The 24,347-nt window shown below is 69.6% G+C and carries 22 protein-coding genes; 3 read left to right on the top strand and 19 right to left on the bottom strand.

The genetic code is table 11. The features are described from left to right. Position 1: 1 nt before the first annotated feature. From SALPAC2_RS0120620 to SALPAC2_RS0120590, 7 genes are all read right to left on the bottom strand, one after another. Complete coding sequence (locus SALPAC2_RS0120620; protein WP_018218521.1) at positions 2–1,315, bottom strand: ABC transporter permease; 1,314 nt, start codon at positions 1,313–1,315, stop codon at positions 2–4. Next, the gene (locus SALPAC2_RS0120615; protein ID WP_317889017.1) at positions 1,312–2,847 is read right to left on the bottom strand and encodes an ABC transporter ATP-binding protein; all 1,536 of its coding nucleotides are present in this window, start codon (positions 2,845–2,847) and stop codon (positions 1,312–1,314) included. The genes SALPAC2_RS0120620 and SALPAC2_RS0120615 overlap by 4 nt, the downstream gene beginning before the upstream one ends. Before the next feature lie 249 nt (positions 2,848–3,096). After that, on the bottom strand, positions 3,097–4,158 hold the full coding sequence (locus tag SALPAC2_RS0120610; protein WP_018218519.1) for a BMP family lipoprotein: 1,062 nt from the start codon (positions 4,156–4,158) through the stop codon (positions 3,097–3,099). 293 nt (positions 4,159–4,451) lie between these two features. Beyond that, positions 4,452–4,793 carry a hypothetical protein gene (locus SALPAC2_RS0120605; protein ID WP_018218518.1) on the bottom strand — a complete coding sequence of 114 codons (342 nt, stop codon included), beginning with the start codon at positions 4,791–4,793 and terminating at the stop codon, positions 4,452–4,454. A gap of 59 nt (positions 4,794–4,852) precedes the next feature. After that, positions 4,853–5,797 (bottom strand): sugar ABC transporter permease, encoded by a 945-nt coding sequence (locus SALPAC2_RS0120600; protein ID WP_018218517.1) that lies wholly within the window; start codon positions 5,795–5,797, stop codon positions 4,853–4,855. After that, positions 5,797–6,810 carry a carbohydrate ABC transporter permease gene (locus SALPAC2_RS0120595; protein WP_018218516.1) on the bottom strand — a complete coding sequence of 338 codons (1,014 nt, stop codon included), beginning with the start codon at positions 6,808–6,810 and terminating at the stop codon, positions 5,797–5,799. The genes SALPAC2_RS0120600 and SALPAC2_RS0120595 overlap by 1 nt, the downstream gene beginning before the upstream one ends. A gap of 111 nt (positions 6,811–6,921) precedes the next feature. Then, positions 6,922–8,223 (bottom strand): extracellular solute-binding protein, encoded by a 1,302-nt coding sequence (locus tag SALPAC2_RS0120590; RefSeq protein WP_026184957.1) that lies wholly within the window; start codon positions 8,221–8,223, stop codon positions 6,922–6,924. Positions 8,224–8,567: 344 nt separating this feature from the next. Here SALPAC2_RS0120590 and SALPAC2_RS0120585 point away from each other — a divergent pair, with 344 nt between their 5' ends. Next, positions 8,568–9,635, top strand: coding sequence for a LacI family DNA-binding transcriptional regulator (locus SALPAC2_RS0120585; RefSeq protein ID WP_033661906.1), 1,068 nt, complete (start codon positions 8,568–8,570; stop codon positions 9,633–9,635). Positions 9,636–9,807: 172 nt separating this feature from the next. Next, positions 9,808–11,436 carry a glycoside hydrolase family 13 protein gene (locus SALPAC2_RS0120580; protein ID WP_018218513.1) on the top strand — a complete coding sequence of 543 codons (1,629 nt, stop codon included), beginning with the start codon at positions 9,808–9,810 and terminating at the stop codon, positions 11,434–11,436. Between the two features lie 77 nt (positions 11,437–11,513). Here SALPAC2_RS0120580 and SALPAC2_RS0120575 read toward each other — a convergent pair whose 3' ends face one another. The 5 genes from SALPAC2_RS0120575 to SALPAC2_RS0120555 are packed head-to-tail and all read right to left on the bottom strand — an operon-like array spanning position 11,514 to position 15,591. Continuing rightward, complete coding sequence (locus SALPAC2_RS0120575; protein WP_018218512.1) at positions 11,514–11,957, bottom strand: hypothetical protein; 444 nt, start codon at positions 11,955–11,957, stop codon at positions 11,514–11,516. 7 nt (positions 11,958–11,964) lie between these two features. Then, entirely contained in the window at positions 11,965–12,957 is a 993-nt protein-coding gene (locus SALPAC2_RS0120570; protein WP_018218511.1) for a YihY/virulence factor BrkB family protein, read from the bottom strand. Positions 12,958–12,993: 36 nt separating this feature from the next. Beyond that, entirely contained in the window at positions 12,994–13,572 is a 579-nt protein-coding gene (locus SALPAC2_RS0120565) for a 2'-5' RNA ligase family protein (protein WP_018218510.1), read from the bottom strand. Positions 13,573–13,602: 30 nt separating this feature from the next. After that, positions 13,603–14,628: a tryptophan--tRNA ligase gene (trpS, locus tag SALPAC2_RS0120560; RefSeq protein WP_018218509.1), complete on the bottom strand. Its 1,026-nt coding sequence runs from the start codon at positions 14,626–14,628 to the stop codon at positions 13,603–13,605. Positions 14,629–14,661: 33 nt separating this feature from the next. Beyond that, positions 14,662–15,591: a hemolysin family protein gene (locus SALPAC2_RS0120555; RefSeq protein ID WP_018218508.1), complete on the bottom strand. Its 930-nt coding sequence runs from the start codon at positions 15,589–15,591 to the stop codon at positions 14,662–14,664. A gap of 263 nt (positions 15,592–15,854) precedes the next feature. On the opposite strand from SALPAC2_RS0120555, the gene galE reads away from it, so the two are divergent. Continuing rightward, positions 15,855–16,838, top strand: a complete 984-nt coding sequence (gene galE, locus SALPAC2_RS0120550) for a UDP-glucose 4-epimerase GalE (protein WP_026184955.1) — start codon at positions 15,855–15,857, stop codon at positions 16,836–16,838. Between the two features lie 67 nt (positions 16,839–16,905). On the opposite strand, the gene SALPAC2_RS0120545 is transcribed toward galE, so the two are convergent. The 7 genes from SALPAC2_RS0120545 to glmU form a co-directional block, all read right to left on the bottom strand. Then, the gene (locus SALPAC2_RS0120545) at positions 16,906–18,213 is read right to left on the bottom strand and encodes a sulfate adenylyltransferase subunit 1 (RefSeq protein WP_018218506.1); all 1,308 of its coding nucleotides are present in this window, start codon (positions 18,211–18,213) and stop codon (positions 16,906–16,908) included. After that, the gene (gene cysD, locus SALPAC2_RS0120540; protein WP_018218505.1) at positions 18,213–19,124 is read right to left on the bottom strand and encodes a sulfate adenylyltransferase subunit CysD; all 912 of its coding nucleotides are present in this window, start codon (positions 19,122–19,124) and stop codon (positions 18,213–18,215) included. Before cysD ends, SALPAC2_RS0120545 begins: the two co-directional genes overlap by 1 nt. A gap of 69 nt (positions 19,125–19,193) precedes the next feature. Next, the gene (locus tag SALPAC2_RS0120535) at positions 19,194–20,021 is read right to left on the bottom strand and encodes an inositol monophosphatase family protein (RefSeq protein WP_026184954.1); all 828 of its coding nucleotides are present in this window, start codon (positions 20,019–20,021) and stop codon (positions 19,194–19,196) included. A 63-nt stretch (positions 20,022–20,084) separates the two neighbouring features. Next, positions 20,085–20,675, bottom strand: a complete 591-nt coding sequence (gene pth / locus SALPAC2_RS0120530) for an aminoacyl-tRNA hydrolase (protein ID WP_018218503.1) — start codon at positions 20,673–20,675, stop codon at positions 20,085–20,087. A gap of 93 nt (positions 20,676–20,768) precedes the next feature. Next, the gene (locus tag SALPAC2_RS0120525) at positions 20,769–21,470 is read right to left on the bottom strand and encodes a 50S ribosomal protein L25/general stress protein Ctc (protein WP_018218502.1); all 702 of its coding nucleotides are present in this window, start codon (positions 21,468–21,470) and stop codon (positions 20,769–20,771) included. Positions 21,471–21,765: 295 nt separating this feature from the next. After that, on the bottom strand, positions 21,766–22,746 hold the full coding sequence (locus SALPAC2_RS0120520) for a ribose-phosphate diphosphokinase (RefSeq protein ID WP_018218501.1): 981 nt from the start codon (positions 22,744–22,746) through the stop codon (positions 21,766–21,768). 53 nt (positions 22,747–22,799) lie between these two features. After that, the gene (glmU, locus tag SALPAC2_RS0120515; protein ID WP_026184953.1) at positions 22,800–24,338 is read right to left on the bottom strand and encodes a bifunctional UDP-N-acetylglucosamine diphosphorylase/glucosamine-1-phosphate N-acetyltransferase GlmU; all 1,539 of its coding nucleotides are present in this window, start codon (positions 24,336–24,338) and stop codon (positions 22,800–22,802) included. Positions 24,339–24,347: the final 9 nt, after the last annotated feature.

Here is a 24,347-nt window from a genome sequence, read left to right as displayed (position 1 = left end):
GTCACCAGCCCTTCGCGAGGCTCGTCTGCGGCCGGGCGGCCCGGGCGGCTCGAAGCTGGAAGATCGCCTTCACCAGGGCCGGCGCGGCGATGAAGATGACGATCAGCGCCTGGAGCACGGTAACCAACTCCAGCGAGACACCCGAGTACGACTGCATCCGGTTACCGCCGGCCTGCAGCGCGCCGAAGAGCAGGGCGGCGAGCAACACGCCCCACGGCTTCACCCGGCCAAGCAGCGCCACCAGAATGCCGTCGAAGCCGATCTGGGCTACGACCAGCGGGGTCAGTGCGGCGGCGGTGGTGCCGAGCACCATCTGCGAGCCGCCGAGGCCGGCCAGGGCACCGGCGAAGACCATAATCAACACGTACGTCCGGGTGACACTGATGCCGGCGGTACGCGAAGCCGCCGGGTTACTCCCCACGGCCCGCAACTCGAAGCCGAGGGTCGACCGGTTCAGCAGCCAGGCGACCGCCCACGTCGCCAGCACGGCGAGGATGATTCCCGCGTGCGCCCGCAGGTCGTCGCCGAAGAGCCGGGGAAGCTGCGCGGAGGCGTCCACCGGACGGCTGATGGCATTCGTACGGTTCGGGTCCTGAACCCCGTTCTGCGTGATCAACCACACCAGGAAGTACACCGCGACGTAGTTGAGCATGATCGTGTTGATCACCTCGTGGGCGCCGGTGCGGGCCTTGAGGATCCCCGGAATGAAACCCCACACGGCACCGCCAACCGCACCGGCGAACACCGCGACGAGCAGGTGCAGCCCGGCCGGCAGCGGCAGCAGGAACCCGGCCAGCCCGGCCGCGATGACGCCCATCGTGGCCTGCCCCTGGGCACCGATGTTGAACAGGCCGCCACGGAAGGCGAGCGCCACGGAGAGCCCGGTGAAGACCAGCGGGGCGGTGTAGGTCAACGTCTCCGAGATCGGGCTCAGCGCCGCGGTGAGACCGACCGCGTCGGGGTCGAAGACCGCGCCCTTGAACAGGTTCGCGTACGCCTCGCTGACCAACGCCCAGCTGGCGTTGAGGGCGTCGGCCGGGCGGGCGGTGATGTAGCTGTAGGTGGCCAGTACGTCCGGATCGGAGACGATCATCAGGATCCCGCCGACGATCATCGCCAGGACCAACGACAGCAACGTCACCGTGAAGGTGTTGGCGGCCCAGAGGTTCGCCACGAAGAGCCGCCCGAGCGCGGGGCGCTCCGGTGGCTGCTGACTCGCCGGCTCGGCTCGCTCGGTGTTGTCGAGCGTCATCCGGGCCGCCTGGTCCGTGGTCGCCGGTTCCTTGTCCGGGGAGCCGGACTCTGCGTTGGTCATGCCTCGTCCTCGCTCCCGGGGCCCGATGGGCTGGGCGCCCCGCCATCGGTACCCGCCGTCGCTCCGTTCGCCCCGGCGTCCGCCGGATCCGGAGTGATGCCCGCCATCAGCAGGCCGATCTCCTCGCGGGCGGTGTCCGGGCCGACGATGCCGATGATCCGACCGCGGTACATCACCGCGATCCGGTCGGCCAAGCCGATCACCTCGTCGAGTTCGCTGGAGACGAGGAGGACGGCGGTTCCGGCATCTCGCTCGTGAATAACCCGGCTGTGGATGAACTCGATGGAGCCGACATCGACGCCACGGGTCGGCTGGGCGGCGATGAGGAGTTTCAGCGGCCGGGACAGTTCCCGGGCGACGATCACCTTTTGTTGGTTCCCGCCGGAGAGCGTGCCAACCGCCGCCTCCGCCGACGGGGTACGGACGTCGAACTGGGCGATCCGCTCCCGCGCCGACTTCTTGATCGCATCCGGGCGGAGCGCGAGCCCCCGGCCGAACGGCGGTCGGTCGTACAGGTCCAGCACCAGGTTCTCCGCGATGCTGAGTTCCTTGACCAACCCGTCAACGCTGCGATCCTCGGGCACGTAACCAACGCCCGCGCGGAGGATCTCCTTGGTTGACCGGTCGTCGATCCGCTCCCCGCCCAGCCGCACCGAGCCGGCGAGCAGCGGACGTAGCCCCATGACCGCCTCGACCAGCTCGGTCTGGCCGTTGCCCTGCACACCGGCGATGCCGAGCACCTCACCGGCGCGCACGGTCAGGTCAACGCCGTCCACCGCGCGTACCTGCCGGTCGTCGTCAACCACCAGCCCGGAGAGCTCGAGAACCGGCTCGCCCGGCGTCGCGGGCTCCTTGTCCACGGTGAGCCGGACGGTGCGACCAACCATCAGGGCGGCCAGTTCGTCCCGGCTCGCCTCCGGCGTGGCGGTGCCGACGGTCCGCCCGCGCCGGATCACGGTGACCCGGTCGGCGATGGCCTTCACCTCACCGAGCTTGTGGGTGATGAAGACGATCGACCGACCAGCGGCCTTGAGCTCCCGCATGACGGTGAGCAGTTCCTCGGTCTCCTGCGGCGTGAGCACCGCGGTCGGCTCGTCGAGGATGAGCAGGTCAACGTCGCGGGTGAGGGCCTTGACGATCTCGACCCGCTGCTGGATGCCGACCGGCAGGTCCTCGATGATCGCGTCCGGGTCGACCTGAAGGTTGTAGCGGGTCGAGACCTCCGCGACCTCGCGCCGGGCACGTCGGCGGTCCAGGAAGCCGAGCATGCCGCCCCGGACCTGCTCGGCGCCGAGCATGACGTTCTCGGCCACGGTGAGGACCGGTACCAGCATGAAGTGCTGGTGCACCATCCCGATCCCGGCCGCGATGGCGTCCGCCGGGCCGCGCGGCTGCAGCGGCTTCCCGTCCACCAGGATCTCGCCCTCGTCGGGCTGGTAAAGCCCGTACAGCACGTTCATCAGGGTCGACTTACCCGCGCCGTTCTCCCCGAGCAGGGCGTGGATCTCCCCCGGCTCCACCGTGAGATCGATGTGGTCGTTGGCGACCAGGTCACCGAAGCGTTTGGTGATGCCGCGCAGTTCGAGTCTCAGCGCAACCTCCCGGGTACGAAGCGATGGTGCGGGGAGTTACCGGTACGCCGGCAACGGCACTCGTCGGTGGAGCCGATCGGCCGCCCGGCGCCGGCGGGAAGTCCCGTGGCGCCAGGGCGGCCGGATCGTCGTGCGGTCCGCTCGCCGAGCAGCTGGCTAAGTGCCCCTCCACGGCGAGTCGGCATCAGCTCACTGCGGCTGGGACTGCGACTCGACCTTGATCAAGCCGGCGGCGATGTCCGCCTTCAGCTTGTCGACCTCGGCCTTCAGCTCAGCCGGGATCTTGCTATCGAACTCGTGGTACGGCGCGAGCGAGACGCCCTCGTTGGCCAGCGTGCCGGTGAAACCCGGGTCCGCCTCCAGCTTCTCGCCGGCGGCGGCCTTGAGCACGGCCTCCTGAACGGCGCCGGGGATGTTCTTCACCACGGTGGTGATGATCGCCGGGCAGTTCGAGGTGCTCTCGCAGCCGTCGATGTCGACCCAGATGGTGTTGTACTTGCCGCCGGAGGACTGGGCCGCCGCGGTGGTGCCGAGGCCAGCACCGCCGGCGACCGGCATGATGATGTCGGCGCCCTGGGCGACCAGCGCGTCGCTGACCTTCTTGCCCTCGTCCTGCTTGACGAAGCTGTTGGCGAACGAGCCGTTCTGGCTTTCCTTGTCCCACCCCAGGGCCTGGACGTTCTTCCCCTTGGCCTGGTTGTAGTGGTCGACCCCATCGACGTAGCCGTCCATGAAGATGGTCACCGGCTGGATCTTCTCGCCGCCGTAGGTGCCCACCTTGCCGGTCTGGCTGAAGCCAGCGGCCAGATAACCGGCGAGGAAGCCGGCCTGGGCGGTGTCGAACTGCATCGGGTAGACGTTGCTCTGCGGCAACTTCGTGTCCACGATGCCGAACTGCTGGTCCGGGTTCGCCTCCGCGATCTTGGCGGTGGCCTCCTGCATCAGGCCACCGACGGCGAGGATGAAGTCGCAGTCCTGGTTGACGTACTGCGTCAGGTTCGGCTCGTAGTCGGCCTCAGCCTTCGACGCGACGTACTTGATGTCGATGTCCTTGTTCTCGGCCTTGGCTGCCTCCAAGCCCTGCCAGGCCGAGGTGTTGAAGGACTTGTCGTCGATCCCGCCGACGTCGGTCACCATGCAGGCACTGAACTTCTCGCCGCCGTTGCCGGCGTTGTTCTCCTCGGGCGCCTCACCGCAGGCGGAGGCGGCCAGCACGAGGCCGCCCACCGCGAAGACCGAGGCGATCCGCATCCCACGCACCGAGCGCAAGACGACTCCTTCCATTGCGCACCGCGTCCACCACGGTGGCAGCCCTTGTGAACCGGCCTGCACTGTGCCGCCGGTGTCCCACGTTCCGGACGCCGAGCGTACGCCCCCGGCCCCTACCCCGGCCGACAGCCATGCGTGACTGTTGAGTGCCTGTTACCCCGACGTGATCCTGGGGTACTTCGGTCACTCGACATGGCGGCCAAAGGTGCCCGGATGGGACGAATTCTCCGCATCCAGCGGGTTCCTCGTGCAGGGTGGTTACCCCCAGTCGGACGTTACCGCCAGAAGACCGCCACCGCAGCGTTGACCAGGGTCAGCCCGATGATCGCGAGGAAGTGCCCCCGGGCGACCGCTTCCCGCTTCCGCGAGAAGAAGACCATGACGAAAATGAGCAGCGCGAGCGTCAGCTTGGTGACGAGCTTCGCCGGGTCCGGCTCACCCCCGTCCCGCAGTGGCGCGGAGAGGCCGATTCCGGTCAGCAACGCGAGCCCCGCACCCCAGAGCATGGCCGGGTTGATCCGGAACTTGCCCTTGAGGTACTGCACCACCGCGCCGCCGAGCAACAGCGCGAACCCGATCAGGTGGATGTAACGGAGAGTCAGTCGTAAGGCTTCCACGCGGCCTATCCTCCCCCACAACGACGGATCGTAGTAGAGGGGCTCGGTCGATCGGCGCCTCAGCCCTTCGTACCACCCGCGGTCAGACCCGAGACCAGGTGCCGTTGGGCGATCATGAAGACCAGCCCAGCCGGGACCGTCACCAGCACCGCCGCCGCCGTCAGGTACTCCCACTGCGGGTTGTACTGCGGCACGAACTGCCGAAGCCCGTACGCCAGGGTGAACTGGTTGTCGGTCTGGATGAAGGCCGACGCGTACGCGACCTCCCCCCACGCGGTGAGGAAGGTGTAGAAGGCGGTGACCGCGACGGCCGGGCGGGCCAGCGGCAGCACCACCCGCCAGAAGGTGGCGAACGGGCCGCAGCCGTCCAGCGCCGCCGCCTCGTCCAGCGAGGTGGGGATGGAGTCGAAGTAGCCCTTCAGCATCCAGGAGCAGAACGGAACGGCGATGGTCAGGTAGGCGATCACCAGCGACGGCAACGTGTTGATCAACCCGAGGTGCGCCATGATCGTGTAGATCGGCACGATCAGGATGGCCACCGGAAACATCTGGGTGACCAGGAAGACCATCATCAACGGCCGGCGGCCCGGGAAGTTGAACCGGGAGACGGCGTAACCGGTGGTCGCCGAGAGGAAGATGCCGATCCCCATCGTGCCGCCGGCCACGATCACCGAGTTCAGCAGCCACCGCAGAAAGCTGGTGTCGAAGAGCACGTAGCGGTAGTTGGTCAGGGTCGGATCCTGGACCAGGGTCAGGTCGGTGCTCTGCACCGCGTACCCGGGCTTGAAGGAGGAGAGCAGCACCCAGGCGATCGGACCGATCGCAACCAGCGAGGCGACGATCAAGGTCCCGTGCAGCAGCAGCGACGTCGCCGGGCTACGCCGACTACGGCCAGCACGCCGCGCGGTCTTGGCCCGGGCGGTCGGCGTGGCCCCGGCCCCGACCGGGGCCGCCGGTGTCCCCGCCGTGGACGTGGCCGTCCCGGAGCTGGTCGATTGGCTCATCACCACACCTCGCCTTGCTTACGCAGTGCCCGCCGGTAGAACACGGAGAAGACCAAGAGAATGGAGAGAATCAACACGCCGTACGTGGAGGCGAGCGAGTAGTTGCGGATGCCCTCGAAGGCGGCCCGGTACGCGCCGGTCACCAGGATCTCGGTCTCTCCGGCCGGCTCTCCCTCGGTCACCAGGAAGATGACCGGGAAGAGGTTGAACGTCCAGATGGTGCCGAGCAGGATCACGGTCATGCTGGTCGACCGCAGGCCCGGCAATGTGATGGCCCGGAACCGCTGCCACGGCGACGCGCCGTCGATCTCCGCCGCCTCGTAGAGCTCACCGGGAATGGTCTGCAGCCCGCCGAGCAGCGCCACCATCATGAACGGCACGCCGAGCCAGACGTTGGTGACGATCGCGGTGAACAGTGACGTCCACCGTTCGGAGAACCACGGGAGCGGGTCGGCCCCGAGCCCGGTGAGCACCGAGTTCGCCAGGCCAAAGCGCTCGTTGAAGATGAACTTCCAGGCGAAGGCGCTGACGAAGGCCGGCACCGCCCACGGCAGCACCAGCAGCACCCGGTAGAGGCCACGGCCGCGGATCGGGCGGTTGAGCAGGACGGCGAGGCCGAGCCCGAGACCATAGTGGAAGGCGACACCGACGGAGGTCCAGATCAGAGTGATCCCGGTCCACTCCCAGAACCGGCCGACCTGGCCCGTGAGGACCCGGACGTAGTTGTCCAGACCCGCATACTCCCACCGGTTGGGGTTCTCCTCGCAGACCTCACCGCCGGTGATCGACTTGGTGCAGATCTCCGCCACCTGGTTGGCCTCGTTGAGGTTGGTGAAGGAGAGCCAGATTCCCCGGCCGAGCGGATAGAAGATCAAGACTGCCAGGACGATCACCACCGGCAGGACCATCGCCCAGGCGTACCAGTTCCGGTCCCAGCTACGACGAAGTCGGGACGGGCGGGCGGGGCGACGGTCCGGCGGCGCGGACGCTGGCGCGGCGGTCACGGTGCGCATATCAGCTGAGCTCCAGTAGGTGGGCCGGTCGGCCGGCGACCGGAGCGGTCGCCGGCCCGACCGGATGCCGAGGGACGAGTGGTCGCCGGCCTCTGCCCGCCGGCGGGTGGATCAGAAGCCGTACGCGGTGACGACCTCCGCCTGGTACCTCTTCGCGAGCTCGTCGAGCGCCTCCTTCGGGTCCCGGTTCTGGATCAGGACCTTGGTGACCATCTCGTCCAGCGGTTCGAAGAACTGGCCAGCCTCGGGGATCCAGGGGCGGCTGACCGCGGCCTCGACGGCCGGCTGGTACGCGGTCACGATTGGGTTGCTCTGTACCGCGTCAAGGTCGTAGGCCGACTTACGCGTCGGCAGCAGCCCGAGCTTCTCAGCGAGAAATGCCTGTGATTCGGCGGAGCTCATGAAGGCCACGAAGGCAATGGCGGCCTCGACCTTCTCCTCCGGCATGCCGGACCAGACGGTGTAGTTGTGCCCACCGACCGGACTGCCGGCCTGGGCCGAGCCGGCGGGGACCGGGGCGATGCCGAGGTTCTCCACACCGCCGAAGGCCGGCGCCTGCGACACGTTGTTGACCTCCCAGGGACCATTAATGATCATGGCGACCTTCTCTTCATTGAAGAGGGTCATCATGGTTCCGTAGGAGTCCGTCGCGGGCGGCGGGACGGCCGCGCCGCTGTCGATCAGATCCTTGGCGATCTCCAGCCCGGCCACGTTCTGGTCCGAGCCGACGACGATCTTCTTGGCCGGGACATCCACCAGGTCCCCGCCCTCGCCGTAGAGGAACGGCAGCAGGAAGTAGCCCTCCGGATTGAGGTAGAGGCCGTCCGCGCCGGTCTTCTCCTTGACGGCTTGGGCGGCGGTCTTCAGCTCGGCCCAGGTCGTCGGCGCGGCGGCGACACCCGCCTCGGCCAACAGCTTCTTGTTGTACATCAGCGACAGCGTGTCGGTCACCTGCGGGACGCCGTAGGTCTTGCCGTCGTACTTGTTCGAGGCGAGCGGAGTGGGCAGGAAGTCCGACTCGTCGGCGAGCAGTTCGGAGCCGTCCAGCGCGTAGAGGTAGCCCAGCGAGGCGAACTCTGGAACCCAAGCCACCTCCGCCCGCATGATGTCCGGCGCGCCGGTCTCGGCCTGTGCTGCCGTCTTGAACTGGTTCTGTGCCTCACCGAACGGGACCGACTGATAATTGATCTTCACGTTCGGATAGGTCTGGTTGAACTTGGCGATCAGCTCCTGGAAAACCGGACCCTCGTTCTTCGGGTCTGAGGTGTCCCACCAGGTCAGCTCGGCCTTCATGGCTGCGGGGTCGGTCGTTGACCCTTCCCCCGCGCTCTGCTCGTCCTCGCCACAGGCGACGAGGGTCAGAGCAAGGGCGGCGGAGGCGAGTACGGCGACTCCCTTGGCTGTGCGACGCATGTTCGCTCCTAGATTGCCTGCCGGTGTCGGCCGGACACTAGCAAGAGTTTTCTAAGTTAGAAACCCTTTGCGAACGGTCTTGCAACAACCGGGGCCATCTTGTCATCTAGACCCATCTCATGTCGGGCTTGCGCGACAAAACGGCAGGCCCGGACCTCGGCCAGCCGTCGCCCCCCGCCCCCCGGCCGCCAACACCCCGACCGCGTTGATGCTGTTCGATGCGGCATCCCTCGGACCTCACCGACCGAAACACCGTCCTCCGCCCAGGCCAGCAGCCCCGGAAAATCGGGCTGCAAGAACTTGCCTGTCAGCGCAAGAACCATCCGGTGAGCTACAGTGCCGCCATGCGCGCTCGACTGTCCGACATCGCCCAGCAGGCAGAGGTCAGTGAGGCCACCGTGTCGCGGGTGCTCAACGACCGACCCGGAGTGGCACCCGAGACCCGACAGGCCGTCCTGACCGCCCTTGACGTGCTCGGGTACGAACGTCCAGCCCGGCTCCGCAAACGCTGCGCCGGACTGGTGGGCCTGGTCGTCCCGGAACTCGACAACCCGATCTTTCCCGCCTTCGCGCAGATCATCGAGTCGGCGCTGGCGCCGACCGGCTTCACCCCCGTGCTGTGCACCCAGACCCCCGGGGGAATCCGGGAGGACGAATACGTCGAGATGCTGCTCGACCGGCAGGTCTCCGGCATCGTCTTCGTCTCCGGCCTGCACGCCGACACCGCCGCCGACCACGAGCGGTACCGCGCACTGATCGCCCGCCCACTGCCGGTTGTCATGGTCAACGGCTACGCACCGAACCTCCCCGCGCCCTTCATCTCCTGTGACGACCGGGAGGCCGCCGAGTTGGCCGTCACCCACCTGGTCGCGCTGGGGCACCGCCGGATCGGCCTGATCACCGGACCAAACCGGTTCGTCCCCGTACAGCGCAAGGTCGCCGCCTACCAAGCCGCCATGCGGCGCTGCACGAATGTCTCCGAGGCCGAGCTCACTGAACTCACCGAGCTCTCCCTCTTCGGCGTCGAGGGGGGCGAGGCCGCCGCCACCCGCCTGCTGGACCGCGGCGTCACCGGCCTGGTCTGCGGCTCCGACCCGATGGCGTTGGGTGCCATCCGCGCCGCCCGACAGCGCGGGCTCGCCGTGCCCCGCGACGTCTCCGTCGTCGGATACGACGACTCCCCGCTGATGGCCTTCACCGACCCACCCCTGACCACCATGCGCCAGCCGGTCGCCGCGATGGCGGTTGCCGCCGTCCAGGCTCTGGTGGACGAGATCAACGGGCATGCCGCCCCACATTCGGAGTATCTGTTCCGGCCCGAGCTGGTGGTACGCGGCTCGACCGCGGTCGCCCGGACGCCCGGCGTTGACCCCGGTGGGCCCACCCCCGCCCCGCTGGCGGTCTCGGTCTGAACGCCCGCCGCCCGCCCCGTCCCGAGCCCGGCCGGGAGGCGAATCCGGGCCCATCTTGCGCAAGGTCTGCTTGACTCTTGCAACGCTCTGCCGGCATCCTGCACAGCAACCGGCGCCACCACCCCTGCCCGCGCCGGAGACCGCCGTACCGCGCGAGATCGGGGAACCCCTCATGACCGTCCGCAACCCCACCCCGCCGACCTCCGACGATGACTGGTGGCGCTCCGCCGCCATCTATCAGGTCTACCTCCGCAGCTTCGCCGACGCGAATGGTGACGGGATCGGCGACCTGGCGGGCCTGCGGCAACGCCTGCCCTACCTGCGCGACCTCGGGGTGGACGCGCTCTGGTTGACCCCCTTCTACCCCTCACCCATGATTGACGGCGGCTACGACGTCGCCGACTACCGCGATGTCGACCCGATGTTCGGCACCCTCACCGAGTTCGACGACGTGATCGTTGACGCGCACGCACTGGGCCTACGGATCATCGTCGACCTGGTGCCCAATCACACGTCGAGCGCCCACCCCTGGTTCCAGGCCGCCCTCGCGGCGGCCCCCGGCTCCCCCGAGCGGGCCCGCTACCACTTCGCCGCGGGGCGCGGAGCCGCGGGCGAACTGCCGCCGAACGACTGGGAGAGCATCTTCGGCGGACCGGCCTGGACCCGGCTGCCCGACGGGCAGTGGTACCTGCACCTGTTCGACTCGGCACAGCCGGACCTGAACTGGCGCAACCCCGAGGTCCGCACCGAGTTCGAGGAGGTGCTCCGGTTCTGGTTGGACCGCGGCGTCGACGGGTTCCGGATTGACGTGGCCCACGGAATGATCAAGGCGGAGGGCCTGCCGGATGTCGGCTTCGGCCAACAGACCGGCCAACGACAGGTCGAACTGCTCGGCAAAAGCCGACTGCCCTACTTCGACCAGGACGAGGTGCACGACATCTACCGTGCCTGGCGGCCGATCCTGGACAGCTACCCCGGGGGCCGGATGGCGGTGGCCGAGGCCTGGGCGGAGACCCCGCAACGGCTCGCCCGCTACATCGGTCCAGACGAGCTGCACCAGGCGTTCAGCTTCGACTTCCTCGACGCCCACTGGTCGGCCGACTCCTTCCGCAAGGTCATCGACAGCGCGCTCGCCGAGTCAGCGGTCATCAACGCGCCCACCACCTGGGTGCTGTCAAACCATGACAAGCAGCGACACGTCACCCGGTACGGGGATGGGCCGGCCGGACTACGCCGCGCCCGCGCCGCAGCCCTGCTGATGCTCGCGCTGCCCGGCTGCGCCTACGTCTACCAGGGTGAGGAGCTGGGCCTACCCGAGGTCCTCGACCTCCCGGACGACCTGCGGCAGGACCCGCAGTACCTGCGGACCGGCCAGAGCCGGGACGGCTGCCGGGTACCGATCCCGTGGAGCGGCGAGCTCAGCCCCTACGGCTTCGGCCCCGCCGGCAGCGCGCTGAGCTGGCTGCCCGCCCCGGCTACCTGGCGGGAACTGTCGGTGGCTGCCCAGCGCGGCGTCCCCGACTCCACGCTCGAGCTGTATCGCACCGCGCTCCGGATCCGCCGGGCGCACCCCGCGCTCGCCACGGCCGCGGCCCAGATCGGCTGGCAGGAGAGCCGGCCGGGCGTCCTCGCCTTCACCCGTACCGCCGGCGGTACGGCGCTCACCTGTGTGGTCAACATCAGCGACGCACCCGTCAGCACCGAGTACGGCGAGCCCCTCGTCGCCAGCGCCACGCTCACCCGGGAGGAATCCGGCTACCTGATCCCGGTCGACGCGGCCGCCTGGTTCGAACGGCGCTAAGCGGGTACGCCCCAACCAACCTGGTCGTTCGGCGTGCCCCGGGCCGCCGGGCGGCTGGGCAACCGGCCGGCCCGAGATCAACGCTCGAGGCCCGGTAACTTCGCTGCGATCCGGGCAAAGCCCGCCCGGATCGCAGCCTCACTCGGCGGCATCGCCGACTGGGCCTCCCGATCCCGTTCCCCCTCCGCCAGCTCCTCGTCAAAGGTGTCGTCAAAGTTGCCGTAGAGTTCGGCGCTGTCCGCCTGCGCCGCCGCCTCATCCTCGGCGGCGGCCTGAGCCGCGACGATCTCACCTCGGATCTGCTCCGCCGACACCGCCGGCAGCAGCGGCTCGACCACTGCCATCAGCGCCTCCTCCGCCACCATCACCTCGGCCAGCGCCAACGCGGGCGCCCGCTCGTACGGGCCGCAGACCACCGGCTCCCACTCGTCGGCGTCGCCGAGCGGGCCGAAGGTGATAATCCACGGCAGGTCGAGCATCGGCGAGTCGTCCGGCAGGTCGAGTGTCACGAGAGTGCCCACCCGCCAATCATCGTTCCCCGGCCGTGGGCGGATCCCCGGTTCGACGCTCCGTCCCTGGTTCGGGTGCCGTCGGCCCGTTCACGCTCGGCTGCCCGGGGGGCGGGGAGCCCGCCTCCTCCGGGTCGGCCGCCACCCGCTCCGCCGCGAGGTCCACCACCTGCCCCCGGCTGCCGGTGGCCACCAACGCCGCGCCGAAGAGCACGAGTTGGTTGAGCAGATAGAGGTAGAGCAGCAGCCCCACCGCGCCCGCCACCACCGTGTACGCCGGGTTCCGCTCGGTCCGCACCACGTAGTACCGCCCGATGGTGTTGAGCAGGGTGATACCCACCGCCACCAGCAGCACCGCCGGGCGCAGCCGGACCCGGCTGGGCCGCAGCCGGGGCACCGCCGCCAGCAGTAGGGTCGCCAGCACCGCGTTCACGAAGACGCTGAGCACCGCACTGATCGTGGTGAGCCCGGCCGAGCCGGCACTGCCCAGCAGCCACCGCAGCAGCGACTTCAACGTGTCCACCGCCGCTACCGAGACGCCGAGCAGCACGAACACCACCAGCAGCACGCCCAGGTCGACCAACCGACGAACGACAAAGTTGCCGGGTTGTTGGTCGAGGCCGTACAGCAACCGCTGGGAGGAACGGATCGCCTCCACCCAGCCGACCCCGGTGAAGACCAGGATGATCAAACCGACCACGCCGACGGCCCCGCTACTCTCGGCGACCTGCACCGGGTCGAGGAAGGGCAGGTTCTCCCGAAGGAAGTCCGCCGCGGCGGCATTGGCCTCGACGTTTCCCTCCAGGATCGCCCCGAAGACGGAGTAGGCGACGAGGGCGAGCGCGAAGACCGCGAAGAAGCCGTAGTAGGCGATCGCGGCGGCGAGCCGGCTGCCGAACCGGCGGTTGTAGAGCAGGGCCGCCCGCAACCCGTGGTCGAAGGACGGGTAGCGGCGCCGCGTGCTGGTGATCCGCCCGTGGGCACCCGCCTGGATCCGGCGGAACACGTTCATCTCGCCATCCTCGCCGACCTGTCGCCGGGCACCGGCTCAGCCGCCGAGCCGAAAGTCCCGCCGGGGCTGCCACTTCGTCTGGCCACTGTGGGAGAAAAGCGTGAACGCCTCCACCCCGAACATCGCCGAGAAGTCAGCCAGGTCCTCATACGCCTGGTCCAGCGCGTCGGGTGAGACGTCCTGCGCCACCGTGACGTGCGGGTGGTACGGAAAACGGGTTTCCCGGTGCAGCTCCGGGGCGCCCCGGATCGCCGCGGCGAGCAGCTCGCACTCGCTGATCCCGGTCGCCACCGTCACGAAAACCACCTGGGTGACCGGCCGGAACGTGCCGGTACCGCGCAGGTGCAGGGTGAACGGAGGGTGCGCGGCGGCGACCTCGGTCAGGTGCCGTTCGACGGCCGGCAGGGCAGCGGCCGGGATCTCGGTCGGCCCGAGCAGCGTCACGTGCGCCGGGACGGCCTGCTGGTCGCCCGCCGCCATCCGCCGCCGGGTCAGCACACTCCCCCAGGGCTCGGGGACGTCCACCGCGATGCCGATCTGGATTGTGCCGCCGGCCGTCGACGACCCGTCCCGCAGGTCCACGCCTCGTGCCACCCCTTTGGCCACCGGTTCCATCCCGCTCACCCGCACGCGTCGCGTCGCTGACTACTCGCCGCGCACCGGCGGGAAGAAGCCCACCCGCTCGTACACCGCCTGCAGGGTCGGTGCTGCCACCGCCCGCGCCTTCTGCGCCCCCGCGGCGAGCAGCTTGTCGAGCTGGGCCGGGTCGTCCAGATAACCCCGGGCGCGTTCCTGGATCGGCGTCACGAACTCGCGTACCACCTCTCCAAGGTCCTTCTTCAGGTCACCGTAGCCCTTGCCGGCGTAGGCGCCGACCAGATCGTCAATGCTCCGGCCGGAAAGCGCCGAGTAGATCGTCAGCAGGTTGGAGACACCCGGTTTCTGCTGGACATCAAAAACGATCTCGCGTCCAGTGTCGGTGACCGCCGAACGAATCTTCTTGACCGACCGGGCCGCGTCCTCCAGGAGCAGGACGATACCCGCCGGGGAGGAGGACGACTTCGACATCTTCGCCGTCGGATCCTGCAAGTCCGTGATCTTTGCCGTGTCCTTGACGATGTGCGCCGCGGGAACGGCGAAGGTCGAGCCGAACCGGGTGTTGAACCGCTGCGCCAGATCGCGGCTGAGCTCCAGGTGCTGCCGCTGGTCCTCGCCGACCGGCACCGCGTCCGCCTGGTAGAGGAGGATGTCGGCCGCCTGCAGGACCGGGTACGTGAACAGGCCGACGCTGGCCCGCTCGTTGCCCTGCTTCTGCGACTTGTCCTTGAACTGGGTCATTCGGCCCGCCTCGCCGAACCCGGTGATGCACCCCAACACCCAGGCCAACTGCGCGTGCTCGGGCACCTGGGACTGCACGAAGAGGGTGCAGCGCTCTGGGTCCAGCCCCGCCGCGAGCAGCTGCGCGGCGGCCATTCGGGACCGCTGCGCCAGCACCCGGGGGTCGTGCCCAGCGGTGATCGCGTGCAGATCAACCACGCAGTAGGTGGCGTCATGCGTCTCCTGCAACGCCACCCAGTGCTGAACCGCGCCCAGGTAGTTGCCGAGATGGAACGAGTCGGCGGTCGGCTGAATGCCAGAGAACACGCGCGGTCGAACGGGTACGTTGGACATGCTGGCAATTCTGTCAGCAACCGGGGGCATCCGTCAGGACGGGCCGGCGGGTTGACCGCGACCGGCCTGGGTGGGGAGCCCCACCTCGCGTCGCGACTCGGCCGGCCGGGCCGCGGCTACCGTCACCCGGGCCACCCGACGCCCATCCAGCGTCAGCACCCGCAGCCGCCAGCCCCCGGGCGGTGCCCGCACCGGCTCCACCGGGACGGCCGGCACGGCGGTCACCGACACCTCGTCGCCAGCTACCGGCAGCCGGCCCAGCTCGGCCATGACGAAGCCACCAACCGTCTCGTAGGGTCCGTTCGGCAGGCTCACCCCGGTCCGCTCGGCGAAGTCGGCCAGGTTCAGCCGACCGTCAACGGTGGTGGGCAGGCCGGCGTGCATCGGCTCCGGCGGCGTGTCGTACTCGTCGTGCAGTTCGCCAACCAGCTCCTCAATCAGGTCCTCACAGGTGACGATGCCGGCGGTCCCCCCGTACTCGTCGACGACCACCGCCAGGTGATGCCCCTCCCGGCGCATCTCGGTCAGGGCCGGGAGCACCCGTTTACTGCCGGGCAGCCGCTTGACCTCCCGGGCCAGCTCGCCCACTGTGACCAGTGGGTCTTCGTCGGTACGGAGCAGCACGTCGTGTAGGTGCACGAAGCCGACCACGTCGTCATGCGTCCCGTCCGCCACCGGGTACCGGGTGTGCGGCTCGACCCGGACCAGGCGCTGCGCCTGGCCGATGGTCAGCGCGGTGGAGAGGAAAACCACCTCGGTGCGCGGCATCATCACCTCGCGTACCAGGCTGGCGCCGGCCACGAGGACCTCGTCGATGATCCGCCGTTCCACCGGGTCCAGCACGGTCGCCGCGGCGACCAGGTCGCGTAACTCGTCCTCGCTGATCCGTTCCCGGCCGGCCACCGGACTGGTGCCGAGCAGCCCGGTCACCAGGCGGGTGGCGGCGGTAGCGGTGCGGACCACGACCCGGGCGACCGCCCAGGACAGCGAGCCGGGTTCGCGGCGGGGTCGCCCCCGCGCACGGCGCCGGAGCCCGGGACGACCCGCTTCCCGCATGAGATCGATGGTAGACATGCATCGCAGTCGCGGAACAGCACCACGCCAGTTCTTCCGGCCCGCGGGCGCGACCCGCCCCGCCGACCGCCTCGCAGCGCGGGCACAGCAAGCCGCCGTAGGGTGATCACCGAAGGTCGCTGGTGGGGCGGCCCCGGCAGGAGGAGATTGACGTGAAACTGCTTGTCACCGGCGGCGCCGGCTTCATCGGCAGCGTGGTGACCCGGATGCTGCTCGACGCCGGCCACGAGGTTGTCGTTCTGGACGACCTACGGACCGGACACCGCGTCGCCGTGGCACCCGACGCCACCCACATCGTCGCCCCCCTGGACGAGGTGGCACAGGTGGTGACCCCGCAGGCGGGCTTCGACGGGGTACTGCACTTCGCCGCCCTGATCGCCGCCGGCGAGTCGATGGTCAAGCCAGAGCTGTACTGGCACACCAACGTCGTCGGCTCCCTCGCCCTGCTCGACGCCGTACGCGTCGCCGGGGTCCCGAGGGTCGTCTTCTCCTCCACCGCCGCCGTCTACGGCAACCCGGTCGAGCTGCCCATCTCGGAGACGGCGATCACCGCCCCCACCAACACGTACGGTGCCACCAAGCTGACCGTCGACATGGCGCTCACCTCGGCGGCGGCCGGGAGCGGGTTGGCTGCCGTCTCGCTGCGCTACTTCAACGTAGCCGGCGCCCACCTGGCTGCCCCGGTGCCCCTCGGGGAACGGCACGATCCGGAGACGCACCTCATCCCCATCGCCTTCGACGTCGCCGCCGGCCGCCGGGAGAAGCTCCAACTCTTCGGCGACGACTACCCGACCGTTGACGGCACCTGCGTCCGCGACTACATCCACGTCACCGACCTCGCCCGGGCTCACCTACTCGCGCTCGACGCCGCGGTCGGCGGCCAGCACCGGATCTACAACCTCGGCAACGGCAACGGGTTCACCAACCGTCAGGTCGTCGAGGTGGTCCGCGAGGTCACCGGCCGCCCGGTTCCGGTGGTGGTCGCCCCCCGCCGCGTCGGCGACCCCGCCGAGTTGGTCGCCGCCGCCGACCTGGCCCGTACCGAGTTGGGCTGGACACCCGCCAAGCCCACCCTGCACGACATCATCAGCGATGCCTGGACCTTCTACCGCGACCACCTGCCGGTACGGGGGTAGCCAGTCCGGCGCCGGCGACCACCTCGATCAGCGGCGACCCCGGAGCGCCCGCGCCGGCCGGGTGGGGTCAGCCCGCCTCGACGATCATGCCGGCGCCAACCGTCCGGTTCGTCGTCTCGTCGATGATGACGAAGCCACCAGTGGTGCGGTTCCGGCGGTACTCGTCAACCAGCAGCGGGACCATCGTCCGGAACCGGACCCGGCCGATCTCGTTGAGCTTCAACTCCCCCGCCGACTCGTCCCGGTGCAGCGAATTGATGTCCAACCGGTATTGCAGCCCACGCAGGATGGCCCGCGCCGACCGGGTGGTGTGCTTGATCACGTACCTGCCACCGAGCTGCAACGGTCGGGTTTCGTCCATCCAGCAGACCATCGCCTCGATGTCCTGGGCGACGGCCGGGGCGTTGTTCGGGCGGCAAATCATGTCGCCCCGGGAAATATCGATCTCGTCAGTCAGCCGCACAGTCACCGACATCGGCGGGAACGCCTCCGGTACCGGCCCGTCGGCGGTCTCCACCGCGGCGATCCGGCTGGTGAAGCCGCTCGGCAGCACCATCACCTCGTCCTCGGGCTTGAGTACGCCGGAGGCGACCTGGCCCGCGTACCCGCGGTAGTCGGTGACGGTGGTGGACTGCGGACGGATCACGTACTGCACCGGGAAGCGTACGTCGACCAGGTTCCGATCGCTGGCGATGTGCACCCGTTCCAGGTGGTGCAGCAGGGACGGCCCCTCGTACCAGGGCATCTTCTCCGACCGGGAGACGATGTTGTCGCCGTGCAGCGCGGAGACCGGCACCACCGTCAGGTCCGGCGCGTCGAGCTTCGCCGCGAACGCGGTGAACTCGTCGGCGATCTTCTCGTAGACCTCGCGCGACCAGTCCACCAGGTCCATCTTGTTGACGCAGAGGACCAGGTGCGGCACCCGCAGCAGGGAGCAGAGGAAGGCGTGCCGACGGGACTGCTCCACCAGGCCCTTCCGGGCATCAACCAGGATCAGCGCAAGGTCGGCGGTGGAGGCGCCGGTGACCATGTTCCGGGTGTACTGGATGTGCCCCGGGGTGTCGGCGATGATGAACTTCCGGCGGGGGGTGGCGAAGTAGCGGTACGCCACGTCGATCGTGATGCCCTGCTCCCGCTCGGCCCGCAGGCCGTCGGTGAGCAGCGCGAGATTGGTGTACTCGTCGCCGCGGGCCGCGCTGACCGCCTCCACCGCGGCGAGCTGATCGGTGAAGAGGGACCGGGTGTCGTAGAGCAGGCGGCCGATCAGGGTCGACTTGCCGTCATCCACGCTGCCGGCGGTGGCGAACCGCAGCAGGTCCATCGGTCGGGCGGACGTCGCTTCGGCACCGACCGCGGCGGTCGTCTCGGTGGTCATCAGAAGTAGCCCTCCCGCTTGCGGTCCTCCATCGCGGCCTCGCTGACCCGGTCGTCACCGCGGGTCGCGCCCCGCTCGGTGACCCGGGTGGCGGCGACCTCCTCGATGACCTTCGCCACCGTGTCGGCGTCCGAGCGGACCGCCGCCGTGCAGGAGGCGTCGCCCACCGTCCGGTAGCGAACCCGGGCCTTGAACCGCTCCTCACCGGTGCGGGGACGGATGAACTCGTTCACCGCGTACAGCATCCCGTCGCGCTCGATCACCTCGCGCTCGTGCGCGTAGTAGATCGAGGGCGCCTCGATCTGTTCCCGGGCGATGTAGTGCCAGACATCCAGCTCGGTCCAGTTGGACAGCGGAAACGCCCGGATCGACTCACCCGGCTGGTGCCGACCGTTGTAGAGCGACCAGAGCTCCGGACGCTGGTTCTTCGGATCCCACTGGCCGAACTCGTCCCGGAAGCTGAACACCCGCTCCTTGGCCCGCGCCTTCTCCTCATCCCGACGGGCGCCACCGAAGAGCGCGTCGAAGCGGTGCTGCTCGACGGCGGCCAAAAGCACCGGGGTCTGGATCCGGTTGCGCATGCCGTCCGCGCTCTCCCGCACCAGCCCGCTGGCCAGGGCCTCCGGCACGCTCGCCACCACCAGCTGCAGGCCCAGCTCGGCGACCCGCTGGTCCCGGTACGCCAGCACCTCGGGGAAGTTGTGCCCGGTGTCGACATGCAGCACCGGGAACGGAATGTTCGCCGGGGCGAACGCCTTCTGCGCCAGCCAGAGCATGACGATTGAGTCTTTGCCGCCGGAGAAGAGCAGCACCGGTCGTTCCATCTCCGCGACCACCTCACGCAGCACGAAGATGCTCTCCGCCTCCAGCGCGTCGAGGTGGGACACCTGGTATGCCGCCGTCGTGGTCATGACGCCGACTCGATTCCCGCACTCATTTCCAGACCTCTCCGGTCGGCTTTGCCAGAAGTAGCGCTCAGGCTACCCGCAATGGCGCTGCAACGCCGCAAGCAGTGGGCTGGCGAGATCCTTACGACAGACCAACAGGTCCGGCAGACGTGGGTTGGCTTCGTTGTAGGTCAGCGCGGAGCCGTCGATTCGGGAGGCATGCAGCCCCGTGGCGGTCGCCACCGCCACCGGCGCCGCCGAATCCCACTCGTACTGCCCGCCCGCGTGGATGTACGCGTCCACCTCACCGGTGATCACCGCCGCGATCTTCGCACCGGCCGAACCCATCGGCACCAGCTCGGCACCCACCTCGGCGGCCAGGTCGGTCAGGAAGACCGGGGGGCGGCTGCGACTGGCGGCCAACCGGATCGGCGGCTCGCCCGCGGTGGTCACCGCCGGCACCTGCGGGTACCCCGGCGGGTAGTCCGTTCCCAACACCCGATCCTGGGCCGGCAACCCGACCGCACCCGCCACCAGTCCGTGCGGCGTCGGGGCGTTCCGCGCCCAGAGCGCCACATGCACCGCCCAGTCCGCCCGGCCCGCCTCGGCGAACTCCCGGGTCCCGTCCAACGGGTCGATGATCCACACTCGGTCGCTGCCCAGCCGCGGTGCCGTCGAAGCGCCCGCCTCCGCCGCCCAGGCCAGCCGGGAGCCCTCGTCCTCCTCGGACAGGACCGCATCCTGCGGACGCCACGTCGCCAGTTCGGTCCGGAGCAGGTCGTGCGAGACCTTGTCCCCCGCGGCCCTCAGGGCACCCGGATCTCCGAAGCCCACCTCGTCGCGCAGGCTGACCAGCGCCTGCCCGGCCCGGACCGCCAACCAACGGGCGAACGCCCCATCGATCATCGGAGGACTGCTCATTTTCCGTACTCCCGTCGCCACGCCAGCCGTCGGTAGGAGCGGAGACCACCGCCGAACTGGCCGTCAGGCACCGTGGTAGAGGTTCTGGGTCGGTTCCACCCCGCGTTGGACAACCGACTCCACGACATCTGCCGCCCGATCCACCAGGAAATCCAGCTCCTTACGCTCGACCGTACCGAAATCCGACAGTACGAAATCCGCCGGGTCCCGCCGCGCCGGCGGCCGGCCCACTCCGAACCGCACCCGGGCGTACTCCTTCGTCCCCAGGGACTTCGTCATCGACCGCAGACCGTTGTGGCCGCCCTCGCCACCACCGCACTTCACCCGAACCTGGCCGTAGGGGATATCCAGCTCGTCATGGATGGCCACCACCCGCGCCGGCGGCACCTTGTAGAACTGCGCCAGGCCCGCCGCCGCCGCGCCGGAGAGGTTCATGTAGGTCAGCGGCTTCACCAGCACCAGCCGTGGCCCGCCGAGACCCAACCGCCCCTCGGCGACCTCCGCCATCGCCCGCTTGTGTCGACCGAACCGGGCCCCCAGCCGCCCCGCCAGCAGGTCGGCCACGAAAAAGCCGACGTTGTGCCGGTTCCCGGCGTACTGCCGACCGGGGTTACCCAGACCGACGACCAGCCACGGCCCTGTCTCCTCCGCCACCGTCTGCCCCTTCCGCTCGTACCCGTGCCACCCACCGATACGCAACAGGCGCCCCCGACGAGCGGGGACGCCTGGCATCTGCGCAGCGAACGATCAGGCCTCGGCCTTTGCCTCGGCACCCGCCTCCTGCTCGGCGACCGGAGCCCCGGCCTCGGCACCCTCCGAGCCCTCGGTGACCTCGCCGACCTCGGCCTCGGCCTCCGCAGCGGCCTCCTCCACCTCCGGCAGCGTGGCCTCGAGCTGCTCCTCGGTCGGGGCGGCGGTCACCGCGGCGACCGGCAGCTCCGGGTCGGTGGCCAGCTCGACTCCGGCCGGCAGCTGCACGTCGCCGGCGGCGACCTGCGTGCCCGCCTCCAGGCCCTCGATGGTGGCGTCGAGGTGGTCCGGCACCTTGGTGGCGTCAGCGGTCACCGAGAGGCTGTCGTGGTCGTGCACGATCAGCGTGCCCTTCGCGGCCTCCCCGACCAGCTGCACCGGGACCTCGACCGTGACCTGCTCGCCGCGGCGGACCAGCAGCAGGTCCACGTGCTCGAAGGTGTCCTTGATCGGATCGCGCTGGATCGCCTTCGGCAACGCCAGCACCTGCGTGCCGTCGCTGACGTCGATCGTGAAGAGCTGGTTGGCACCACCGCGCCGGATCGCCGCGGCGAACTCCCGGGCCGGCAGCGCGATGTGCTTGGGCTTCTCGCCGTGGCCGTACAGCACGGCAGGCACCTTGCCGGCCCGGCGGGTACGACGGGCACCCCCCTTGCCGAACTCGGTACGGGGCTCGGCGCTGATCTTTACCTCGGACACGGGGAAACTCCTGATGCTTCGCTGCGGCGATGGTCGTCTCGGTGCCGGGTGAGGGGCTCGCTGGGGCTCCTGCGTCATGACCGACCGCCTAGGAGCGCCGCGTCGATGACGGCGCCTCCGTGCGGTCCTGATCAGCGGCCCGCAGGGCACCCTCGCCGTGGCAACCGCACCAGTCTACCCGAAGGTAATCCACCCACTCCGGCGGCACCCCGGAATCAACAGCTCCGGCCAAAGCAGCGCCGACGAAGCCCGGGTCCGGCGGCGTCGACCGCCGCCGGACCGGGGCCGCCGGGCCTCAGCTCAGGCCACCGAAGAGGGTGGTCACCGAACCATCGTCGAAGACCTCCCGGATCGCCCGGGCCAGCAGCGGTGCGATCGACAGCACGGTGATCTTGTCGAGCTGCTTCTCCGGCGGCAGCGGCAACGTGTTCGTCACCAGTACCTCGCTGATCGGGCTGTTCTTCAGCCGCTCGGTCGCCGGATCCGAGAAGAGCGCGTGGGTGGAGGCGACGACGATCTCGGCCGCGCCCAGCTCCTTGAGGATCTCCGCCGCCTTGGTGATCGTGCCACCCGTGTCGATCATGTCGTCAACGATCAGGCAGACCCGGCCCTCAACCTCACCGACCACCCGGTTCGCCACCACCTGGTTCGGCTTGGACGGGTCCCGGGTCTTGTGGATGAACGCCAGCGGGCAGCCGCCCAGCCGGTCGGTCCACCGCTCGGCGACCCGGACCCGACCCGAATCCGGGGCGACCACCGTCATCGGACGCCCCGCGTACCGACGCTCCACCTCCTCGGCGAGCACGTCCATCGCGAAGAGGTGGTCCACCGGACCGTCGAAGAAGCCCTGAATCTGGGCGGTGTGCAGATCAACGGTGAGAATCCGGTTCGCGCCGGCGGTCTTCAACAGGTCCGCGATCAGCCGGCCCGAGATCGGCTCCCGACCCCGGTGCTTCTTGTCCTGCCGCGAGTACGGGTAGAACGGCAGGACCACGGTGATCCGCTTGGCCGACCCACGCTTCAACGCGTCGATCATGATCAGGGTCTCCATGACCCAGGTGTTCACCCCGTGCGTGACGGACTGCACCACGAAGGCGTCCGAACCGCGCACCGAGTCCTTGTAGCGGACGAAAATCTCACCGTTGGCGAAATCGTAGGCGTCGGCCGGTGTCGGGGCGACCCCGAGCACCTCGCCGATCTCCTTGGCTAACTCCGGAAAGCCACGCCCGGAGAAGAGCATCAGGCTCTTGCGGTTTTCGGCGACGATGCTGCCCATGGCCCGTCTGCTCCTGTTGGTTGGTGGTGCCCGGCGCGGGTGGTGGGCCGGGGCTAGTCGGTTGCAGTATCCCCGGTGCCGTGCGCCCCACCCACCGGCTCGGCCCCCGCGTGCATTGCCTCACCTTCACTTGCCGTCGCCCCGGAAGACACTCCCGCGACACCGGCCTGCCCCGCACGCTCGGCGGCCGCCGCGGCGGCCGTGCCGGCCCGCCGCTTAAGCACCCAGCCCTCGATGTTGCGCTGCCGCGACCGGGCCACCGCCATCGCCCCGGCCGGCACATCCTCGGCGATCACGGAACCGGCCGCCGTGTACGCCCCGTCGCCGACCTCGACCGGCGCCACGAACATGTTGTCCGCGCCGGTACGGGCGTGGTCACCGATGACGGTTCGGTGCTTGCGTACCCCGTCGTAGTTGACGAACACGGTCGCCGCGCCGATATTGCTCTGTTCGCCGATCGTGGCGTCCCCGACGTAGGTCAGGTGCGGGACCTTCGACCCCACGCCAACCTCGGAGTTCTTCACCTCGACGAAGGTGCCCACCTTCGCCTTCTGCGCCAGCCGCGCCGCCGGCCGCAGATACGCGTACGGGCCGACGCTGGCCGCCGGGCCGACCTCCGCTCCGACCGCGTGGCTGCGGACCACGGTGGCGCCGGGCCCGACCAGGGTGTCCACCAACGTGACATCCGGGCCGACCTGCGCACCGGCACCGATCACGGTGGCGCCCCGGAGCTGGGTGTTCTGGTCGACCACCGCGTCCCGGTCCAACGCCACGGTCACGTCGATCCAGGTGGTCGCCGGGTCGAGCAGGCTGACCCCGCTGCGCATCCAGGCCTCGTTGACCCGGTCGCGCAGCAGTCGCCGCAGCCCGGCCAACTCCACCCGGTCGTTGCAGCCCAGCGTCTCGATGTGGTCCGGCGCCACGTGCACCGCCACCGGCTCGCCCGCCGACCGCAGCAGGCCGAAGATGTCGGTCAGGTACTCCTCGCCCTGGGCGTTGTCGGTCGACAGCTTGCCGAGCGCGCCCCGCAGCCGGTCCGCGTCGAAGGCGTAGATACCGGCGTTGATCTCCCGAATCTCCCGCTGTGCGGGGGTCGTGTCGCGCTGCTCCACGATCTGCTGGAGCTGACCGTCCGCGTCCCGGACGACCCGGCCGAGCCCGGTCGGATCGGGTACCTCCGCGGCCAGCACCGTCGCGGCGACACCCGCCCGCTCGTGCGCCTCGACCAGCCCGCCGAGCGTCTCCGGCCGCAGCAGCGGTACGTCCCCGTTGAGAACCACCACGGTGCCGCTGCTCTCCGGGACGGCGGCCAACGCGATCCGCACCGCGTGCCCGGTGCCGAGCTGTTCGGCCTGCAGCACCGGGGTGGCCGGCGGGGCGATCTCCGCCAGATGGGCCCGGACCTGGTCCGCGCCGTGACCGACCACCACCACCGTACGGTCGGCGGCGAGCGGTGCGGCGGCGCTGAGCACGTGGCCGACGAGCGTCCGACCAAGCAGTGGGTGCAGCACCTTCGGAAGCCCGGACTTCATCCGCTTACCCGCACCGGCGGCGAGCACCACGACGGTACGGGGGGAGGGCTGCTGGGACACGGAAGGGCT

The sequence above is a fragment of the Salinispora vitiensis genome (assembly GCF_000378825.1).
In the GTDB taxonomy this organism is placed as follows: domain Bacteria; phylum Actinomycetota; class Actinomycetes; order Mycobacteriales; family Micromonosporaceae; genus Micromonospora; species Micromonospora vitiensis.
The sequence above is the reverse complement of the archived record's forward strand: the minus strand, read 5'-3'. Positions and strand labels throughout refer to the sequence as shown.